This window comes from Streptomyces sp. AcH 505, assembly GCF_000818175.1.
Classification (GTDB): domain Bacteria; phylum Actinomycetota; class Actinomycetes; order Streptomycetales; family Streptomycetaceae; genus Streptomyces.
Window position 1 is genome coordinate 481,123 of record NZ_JTIY01000001.1, and the last position, 8,237, is coordinate 489,359.

General features: G+C 69.8%; 7 protein-coding genes and 2 pseudogenes. 6 read left to right on the forward strand and 3 right to left on the reverse strand.

Annotation, left to right across the window (positions count from 1 at the left end):
- Positions 1 to 320, reverse strand: a pseudogene (locus tag HY68_RS44535) (hypothetical protein); the annotation flags it as partial.
- 122 nt (positions 321 to 442) lie between these two features.
- Here HY68_RS44535 and HY68_RS02140 point away from each other — a divergent pair.
- Together HY68_RS02140 and HY68_RS02145 are read left to right on the forward strand one after the other, a co-directional pair.
- Entirely contained in the window at positions 443 to 1,468 is a 1,026-nt protein-coding gene (locus HY68_RS02140) for an adenosine deaminase (protein WP_041983850.1), read from the forward strand.
- Between the two features lie 43 nt (positions 1,469 to 1,511).
- Positions 1,512 to 2,198 carry a glycerophosphodiester phosphodiesterase gene (locus tag HY68_RS02145; RefSeq protein ID WP_041983853.1) on the forward strand — a complete coding sequence of 229 codons (687 nt, stop codon included), beginning with the start codon at positions 1,512 to 1,514 and terminating at the stop codon, positions 2,196 to 2,198.
- Positions 2,199 to 2,241: 43 nt separating this feature from the next.
- Here HY68_RS02145 and HY68_RS02150 read toward each other — a convergent pair whose 3' ends face one another.
- A complete protein-coding gene (locus HY68_RS02150; protein ID WP_041983854.1) occupies positions 2,242 to 3,441 on the reverse strand; it encodes a spermidine/putrescine ABC transporter substrate-binding protein in 1,200 nt (399 codons plus the stop codon).
- 95 nt (positions 3,442 to 3,536) lie between these two features.
- A complete protein-coding gene (locus HY68_RS02155; RefSeq protein ID WP_041983856.1) occupies positions 3,537 to 4,976 on the reverse strand; it encodes a gamma-aminobutyraldehyde dehydrogenase in 1,440 nt (479 codons plus the stop codon).
- A gap of 194 nt (positions 4,977 to 5,170) precedes the next feature.
- On the opposite strand from HY68_RS02155, the gene HY68_RS02160 reads away from it, so the two are divergent.
- The 4 genes and pseudogenes from HY68_RS02160 to HY68_RS02175 form a co-directional block, all read left to right on the forward strand.
- Positions 5,171 to 5,662, forward strand: coding sequence for an Lrp/AsnC family transcriptional regulator (locus HY68_RS02160; RefSeq protein ID WP_041983858.1), 492 nt, complete (start codon positions 5,171 to 5,173; stop codon positions 5,660 to 5,662).
- Positions 5,647 to 7,026 carry an aspartate aminotransferase family protein gene (locus tag HY68_RS02165; protein ID WP_078863390.1) on the forward strand — a complete coding sequence of 460 codons (1,380 nt, stop codon included), beginning with the start codon at positions 5,647 to 5,649 and terminating at the stop codon, positions 7,024 to 7,026. Before HY68_RS02160 ends, HY68_RS02165 begins: the two co-directional genes overlap by 16 nt.
- Before the next feature lie 212 nt (positions 7,027 to 7,238).
- Positions 7,239 to 7,970 carry an ATP-binding cassette domain-containing protein gene (locus tag HY68_RS02170; protein WP_041983860.1) on the forward strand — a complete coding sequence of 244 codons (732 nt, stop codon included), beginning with the start codon at positions 7,239 to 7,241 and terminating at the stop codon, positions 7,968 to 7,970.
- Positions 7,952 to 8,237: pseudogene (locus HY68_RS02175) on the forward strand (hypothetical protein); the annotation flags it as partial. The gene HY68_RS02170 and the pseudogene HY68_RS02175, both read left to right, overlap by 19 nt.

The window sequence follows — 8,237 nt, forward strand, 5'->3', positions numbered from 1 at the left end:
GCGGGGGCCGGGGCCGGGCCGCTGGGGTAGACCGGGTAGCCGTAGTGCTGGGGCGGGGCGGAGGGGCCGGAGGGAGCCTGCGGCGGAGGGGGCACGGCCCCGGCTCCGGGGCCGCTGCCCGGCATCCCGATGACCGTCGGCAGATCATGGACAGAGCCACCGGATCCGCCGGGCCCGCCAGGTCCGCCGGATCCGCCCGGGGCCTGGGGGCCGGGGTACGGCTGCCGCTGCTCCTTGTCCAGTGACGTCTTCTTCTCGGGCGGAGCCCACGGGTCTATCGGCTCGTAGCCGCCCTGCGGCTGCTCGCTCTGGTCTGACAATGGTCCTCCCCCATCGTGATTCCGCCATGCTACGGCCTGCGTTCGGGGCCGTAAGGGCCCGGCCTACGATGATCCGTCGGCGTACCGACCGGCACCCGACCCGGCACGACGGAGGACTCCCGATGACCGATCCGCACCCCTTTATCGCTGGGCTGCCCAAGGCCGAACTCCATGTGCACCACGTCGGTTCGGCGTCGCCGCGCATCGTGTCCGAGCTGGCCGGCCGGCATCCCGACTCCAAGGTGCCGACCGACCCCGAGGCACTGGCCGACTACTTCACCTTCACCGACTTCGCCCACTTCATCGAGGTCTATCTCTCGGTCGTCGACCTGATCCGCACCCCGGAGGACGTCCGGCTGCTGACCTACGAGGTCGCCAGGGACATGGCCCGGCAGAACGTCCGCTACGCGGAGCTGACCGTCACCCCGTTCAGCTCCACCAGGCGCGGCATCCCCGGCGAAGCGTTCATGGAGGCGATCGAGGACGCGCGCGTCGCGGCCGAGGCCGAGCTGGGTGTCGTGCTGCGCTGGTGCTTCGACATCCCCGGCGAGGCGGGCCTGGAGGCCGCCGAGGAGACGGCCAGGCTCGCGGTGGACCTGGGCCCCGAGGGTCTTGTCGCCTTCGGACTCGGCGGACCGGAGATCGGGGTGCCGCGGCCGCAGTTCAAGCCGTACTTCGACCGGGCCATCGCGGCCGGTCTGCACTCCGTGCCGCACGCCGGGGAGACGACGGGCCCCGGGACCATCTGGGACGCGCTCACCTCGCTGCGCGCCGAGCGCATCGGCCACGGCACCAGCGCCGTACAGGACCCGAAGCTGCTGGCGCATCTCGCCGAGCACCGCATTCCGCTGGAGGTCTGCCCCACGTCGAACATCGCCACCCGCGCGGTCGCGAACATCGACGAGCACCCGGTGATCGAGATGGTCGCCGCCGGGGTGCTGGTGACGATCGCCAGCGACGATCCGCCGATGTTCGGCACCGATCTGAACCAGGAGTTCGGGGTCGCCGCCCGGCTGCTCGGCCTGGACGAGCCGGGGATCGCCGCCCTCGCCAAGAACGGCGTGGCGGCGTCCTTCCTCGACGCCGCGGGCAAGAAGCAGCTCGCCGACGAGATCGACTCGTACACCGCCGCATGGCTCGCCCGGTGACCGGATGACCCGTCGCACGGCGGCCGACCGACACAATGGCCTCATGCGAACCGTCGTTGCTGTAGGCCACCGAGGCGACCCGTACCGGGTACGCGAGAACACCCTCCCCTCCGTACGCTCCGCGCTCGCGCGCGGAGCGGCGGCGGTCGAGGTCGACGTGCGGCTCACCAAGGACGGCTTGCCCGTCCTGTTGCACGACGCGTCGTTGGACCGGCTGTGGGGCCAGGACCGGCTCCTCGCCGACGTGACCGCCGCCGAGCTGACCGCGCTGACCGGCGGCGGGGTGCCGACGCTGCGCGAGGCGCTGCTGGCCACGGCCGCGTCCCGGCTCATGATCGATCTGCCGGGGGCGACCGAGGAAGCGGTCCGCACGGTCATCGGTGTCGTACGGGAGAGCGGCGCCGCCGACCGGGTGTTCTACACGGCGGGACCCACCACGATGCTGGCCGTACGGAACACCGACGCGTCCGCCGAGATCGCGATGACCTGGAAGTCGGTGGCACCGCCCGTACCGGCCCTGCTCGCCGCCGTACGGCCGCGCTGGCTGAACTACCGCTTCGGCCTGATCAGCGCGGAACTGGTCGAGCGCAACCACCGGGACGGCCTGCTGGTCTCCGCCTGGACGGTCGACACGGCGCGCTCCATGCGCCGGCTGGTCAAGTACGGCGTCGACTCGATCACCACGAACCGGGTCGACGTCCTGTCCGGCCTGCTGGCGGAGAAGCGGTGACGGCGCGGAACACGCAGCGGGAAGACGGTACGGCGGCCAGGGCTCAGAGGCCGACGATCGCGTCCCAGCGCTTGGCGTAGTCCTCCCGCTCGTCGGACGTGATGTCCCGGGCTATCGCCAGCCGTGAGCGCATCGCGTCGTCGGGGAAGATCAGCGGGTCCTCGGCGAGCGCGGCGCTGTCCTTGTCCTTCGAGGAAGCCAGTACGTCCCTGGCGGCAGGCACCGGGCAGACGTAGTTGACCCAGGAGGCGAGTTCGGCGGCGACCTCGGGTTCGTAGTAGTAGTCGATCAGCGCTTCCGCGTTGCTCTTGTGGCGGGCGAGGTTGGGGATCAGCAGGCTCTCCGCCCAGAGTTCGGCGCCTTCTTCGGGCACCACGAACTCGATGTCGGCACTGTCCGCCTGGAGCTGGATGACGTCGCCGGAGTACGCCTGACAGGCCACCACGTCGCCGGTCGCGAGGTCCTTGATGTAGTCGTTGCCGGTGAAGCGGCGGATCTGGCCGCGCCGCTTCTGCCGCTCGACCTGCTCGCACATCGTGTCGAAGTCGTCCGCCGTCCAGCGGGTGACGTCCGCGCCGTTGCCCTGCATGAGCAGGGCGAACGCCTCGTCGAGTCCGGACAGCAGAGTGATCCGGCCGTGCAGGTCGTCCGCCCACAGGTCGTTGGTCGAGCGGATCTCCCGGCCCAGCTTCTTGCGGTTGTACGCGATGCCGGTGATCCCGGACTGCCAGGGGACGCTGTGCAGCCGGTCCTCGTCGAAGGCGGGGCTGCGCAGCTGCGGGTCGAGTTCGGCGGCGACATGAGGCTGCTTCGACCGGTCCATCTCCTGCACCCAGCCGAGCCTGACGAACCTGGCGGCCATCCAGTCGCTGATGACGACGAGGTCCCGGCCGGTCTCCTGATGATTGATCAGGGAGGGGCTGATCTTGCCGAAGAACTCGTCGTTGTCGTTGATCTCCTCGGTGTACCGGACGTCGATGCCGGTGCGCCGGGTGAACGCGTCCAGGGTGGGTCGGCGTGCCGGGTTGTCGTCGTCGACGTCGATGTAGAGGGGCCAGTTGGCGAAGGTGAGCGTCCGGTCCGCCGCTGACCGGTCGGGCGCGCCGCGGTCGCCGGGCTGCACGTACGCGGCCGGCACACCACAGCCGGTGAGCGCGGCCAGCGCGCCGAGCACGCCCGCCGCGCCGAGACCGCGCAGCAGCGTGCGCCGGGAGACCGGTCGGGAAAGGTCCGCAGTAGCCATGCCCCATACCCTCGGCCCACGCGAGAGGGGCAGGCAATGGACACAGTGTCTACTGCCCGCCCCCTCGGCGGGACTTCGGCGTCCGGACGGCGAAGTTACGCGTCCAGCGACGTCATCACGTGCTTGATGCGCGTGTAGTCGTCGAAGCCGTAGCCGGACAGGTCCTTGCCGTAGCCGGAGTGCTTGAAGCCGCCGTGCGGCATCTCGGCGACCAGCGGGATGTGGGTGTTGATCCACACGCAGCCGAAGTCCAGGGACTTGGACATCCGCATCGCGCGGCCGTGGTCCTTGGTCCACACCGACGAGGCGAGGGCGAACTCGACGCCGTTCGCGTACTCCAGCGCCTGCGCCTCGTCCGTGAAGGACTGGACGGTGATGACGGGGCCGAAGACCTCCTGCTGGATGATCTCGTCGTCCTGCTTCAGCCCGGAGACGACGGTCGCCGCGTAGAAGTAGCCCTTGTCACCGACACGGTGGCCGCCCGCCTCGACCTTGGCGTGGGCCGGCAGCCGGTCGATGAAGCCGGAGACGTGCGCGAGCTGGTTGGCGTTGTTGAGCGGCCCGTACGCCACGTCCTCGTCGTCGGCGGCGCCGGTCTTGGTGTCCTCCGCCGCCTTCGCGAGCGCGGTCACGAACTCGTCGTGGATCGACTCGTGGACGAGGACCCGGCAGGCGGCCGTACAGTCCTGGCCCGCGTTGAAGTACCCGGCCTCCGCGATGCCCGCGACGGCGCCCGCGATGTCGACGTCGTCGAAGACCACGACCGGGGCCTTGCCGCCCAGCTCCAGATGGACCCGCTTGACGTCCTTGGCCGCCGACTCGGCGACCTGCATGCCGGCCCGTACGGAACCGGTGATCGACGCCATCGCCGGGGTCGGGTGCTCGACCATGGCGCGTCCGCTGTCGCGGTCGCCGCAGATGACGTTGAAGACGCCCTTGGGCACGATCGCGCCGATGATCTCGGCCATCAGCACGGTCGAGGCGGGGGTGGTGTCCGACGGCTTCAGTACGACCGTGTTGCCCGCGGCGAGCGCCGGGGCGAACTTCCACACGCCCATCATCATCGGGTAGTTCCACGGGGCGACCTGCGCGCAGACGCCGACCGGCTCGCGCCGGACGATGGAGGTCAGCCCCTCCATGTACTCGCCGGCCGAACGGCCCTCCAGCATCCGGGCCGCGCCGGCGAAGAACCGGATCTGGTCCACCATCGGCGGGATCTCTTCGCTGCGGGTGAGCCCCAGCGGCTTGCCGGTGTTCTCCGACTCGGCGGCGATCAGGTCCTCGGCGCGCTCCTCGAAGGCGTCGGCGATCTTGAGGAGGACCTTCTGCCGCTCGGCGGGTGTGGTGTCGCGCCAGGCGGGGAACGCGGCAGCCGCCGCCTCCATCGCGGCGTCGACGTCGGCGGGTCCTGAGAGCGGGGACGTGGCGTAGACCTCGCCGGTGGCGGGGTTGACCACCTCGATGGTCCGCCCGTCGGCGGCGTCCTTGAACTCCCCGTTGATGTAGTTACGCAGACGGCGCAGCTCGGTGGTCACTGCCACCCCTCCTGTTCGGATGCCGGATCCCTGATTGCTCAGTGGGTGAGACACCCACCCTAAACGCTCGGTCGACGCTTTCGACAGGCCCGACCCTCCTCAACTTCGGATTCGGTTATATTTGACCCCTACAACAACGAATTTCATCGCTTCAGGGTTGCGGGACGGCCGAGTCGCAGTGCACAGTGAACCGCGTGGTTAGCCGTAGCGCAGACTCCAGGACCGGGAACGGGTCGTCGCCAGCGATCGACGCCGTCTCCCTCGCCATCATCGAACAGCTGCAGGAGGACGGACGCCGGCCGTACGCCGCGATCGGCAAGGCCGTCGGCCTCTCCGAGGCGGCCGTGCGCCAGCGCGTGCAGAAGCTCCTCGACCAGGGCGTGATGCAGATCGTCGCCGTCACCGACCCGCTCACCGTGGGCTTCCGGCGGCAGGCGATGGTCGGCGTCAACGTCGAGGGCGACATGGAGATGATCGCCGACGAGCTGGCCGCCATGGACGAGTGCGAGTACGTGGTGATGACCGCGGGCTCGTTCGACCTGATGGTGGAGGTCGTCTGCGAGGACGACGACCACCTGCTCGATGTGATCAACAAAAGGATCCGCGCGCTCCCCGGCGTGCGCTCCACCGAGAGCTTCGTCTACCTCAAGTTGAAGAAGCAGACCTATATGTGGGGAACCCGATAGCCGTGAGCAAGGACCTCTCCAAAACCGCGTACGACCACCTGTGGATGCACTTCACCCGCATGTCGGACTACGAGAACGCACCCGTGCCCACCATCGTGCGTGGTGAGGGCACCTACATCTACGACGACAAGGGCAAGCGGTACCTCGACGGGCTGTCCGGGCTGTTCGTGGTGAACGCGGGGCACGGCCGACACGAGCTCGCCGAGACCGCCTACAAGCAGGGCCAGGAGCTGGGCTTCTTCCCGATCTGGTCCTACGCGCACCCGAAGGCGGTCGAGCTGGCCGAGCGGCTCGCCGACTACGCGCCCGGCGACCTCAACAAGGTCTTCTTCACCACCGGCGGCGGCGAGGCGGTCGAGACCGCCTGGAAGCTCGCCAAGCAGTACTTCAAGCTGACCGGCAAGCCCACCAAGTACAAGGTCATCTCGCGCGCCGTCGCCTACCACGGCACCCCGCAGGGAGCCCTGTCCATCACCGGACTGCCGTCGCTGAAGGCGCCCTTCGAGCCGCTGGTGCCCGGCGCGCACAAGGTGCCCAACACCAACATCTACCGGGCGCCGATCCACGGCGACGACCCGGAGGCGTTCGGCCGCTGGGCCGCCGACCAGATCGAGCAGGAGATCCTCTTCGAGGGTCCCGAGACGGTCGCCGCCGTCTTCCTGGAGCCGGTGCAGAACTCCGGCGGCTGCTTCCCGCCGCCGCCCGGCTACTTCCAGCGGGTGCGCGAGATCTGCGACCAGTACGACGTGCTGCTCGTCTCGGACGAGGTCATCTGCGCCTTCGGCCGGCTCGGCACGATGTTCGCGTGTGACAAGTTCGGCTACGTGCCCGACATGATCACCTGCGCCAAGGGCATGACGTCGGGCTACTCCCCGATCGGCGCCTGCGTCATCTCCGACCGGCTCGCCGAGCCGTTCTACCAGGGTGACAACACCTTCCTGCACGGCTACACGTTCGGCGGCCACCCGGTCTCCGCCGCCGTCGGCCTCGCCAACCTCGACCTGTTCGAGCGCGAAAGCCTCAACCAGCACGTCCTCGACAACGAGGGCGCGTTCTTCGACACCCTGAAGAAGCTGCACGACCTGCCGATCGTCGGAGACGTACGCGGCAACGGCTTCTTCTACGGGATCGAGCTGGTCAAGGACAAGGCCACCAAGGAGACGTTCACCGACGAGGAGACGGAGCGCGTGCTGTACGGCTTCCTCTCCAAGGAGCTGTTCGCGCAGGGTCTGTACTGCCGGGCCGACGACCGCGGCGACCCGGTCGTCCAGCTGGCGCCGCCGCTCATCTCCGACCAAGGGACCTTCGACGAGATCGAGGGCATCCTGCGGTCCGTGCTGACGGAGGCGTACACCAAGCTGTAGGCGTCCCCATCGACGACGGGCAGGCTTACGCGTTGATCGAACGCTGAGCCTGTTGACGGCCCGGGTGCCCCCCTTTCGGGTGAGAAGGGCGGCATCCGGGCCGTGTGCTGTCCGCACACCAGCCCGAGTCTGCTTAGCGTGCCCAGTGACCGATCGGCCCCGCCGCCGTCCCCCGGACGGGCGGTAAATCTGATCCGAACGAGGTGTACGCCATGGTGGCCCCGCCGGACAACGACGTGCTCTGGGCGCGTTCCCTGCACTACTCCCACAGCGGCTCGCCAGCGCTCGACGGTGTCTCCCTCGGCGTACGCGAAGGGGAGATCCTCGCCGTCAACGGCCCGCGCGGCAGCGGCAAGACGACCCTGCTGCGCTGTCTGTCGGGCCAGCTGGTCCCGCAGGAGGGCGAGGTCTGGTTCGACAGCACCGCCGTGCACACCATGACCCCGCAGCTCCGCGAGCGGCTGCGCAGCGACCGCTTCAGCTGGATCGGCGCCGACCCCTCGCTCGTCCCCGAGCTGAGCGCCTGGGAGAACGCGGCGCTGCCGCTGCTGCTGCGCGGCTCCTCGCACCGCGCCGCCAAATCCGCCGCCATGGAGTGGCTGGAGCGGCTCGACATCGGCGCGCTCGCCCGCAAGCGCCCGCACACCCTGCTGCAGTCCGAGCGCCAGCGGGTGGCCGTGGCCCGTGCGCTGGTCGCCTCGCCCTCGGTGCTGTTCGCCGACGAGCCGACGGCGCCGCTGCACCGTACGGACCGCGCTCAGGTGCTCCGTACGCTGACGACGGCGGCCCGCTCGCACGACATCACCGTCGTCATCGCCACCCTCGACCCGGAGGCGGCGACGCTCGCCGACCGTACGGTGACGCTGGTCGACGGGCGCCGCACCGACGACGCGCACCGGACCTCCGAGGCGGAAGGCCGGGCGGCGTGCTCGCTCTCCGTCTAGCCCGAGGCGCGCGGCCCCTGGTCCAGCTGCGCCGGCTGCTGGTCGTCGCCGCTTCGGCGGGCGTCGGCTTCCTGCTGCTGTGCACCCTGGGCTGGGCGGTCGGCCATCCGGCCGGATCGATGCTGCGGCTGTTGTGGTGTCTGATCCCGCTGGCCGCGACCGTGCAGTTCGCGGTCGCCGTGGCCCGTACGGACCCCGGGACCAAGCCGCGCTCCGGGCTCTCCGCCGTCGGGCTCGGCCCGGCCCGGCTGACGGCGCTGGCCGCCG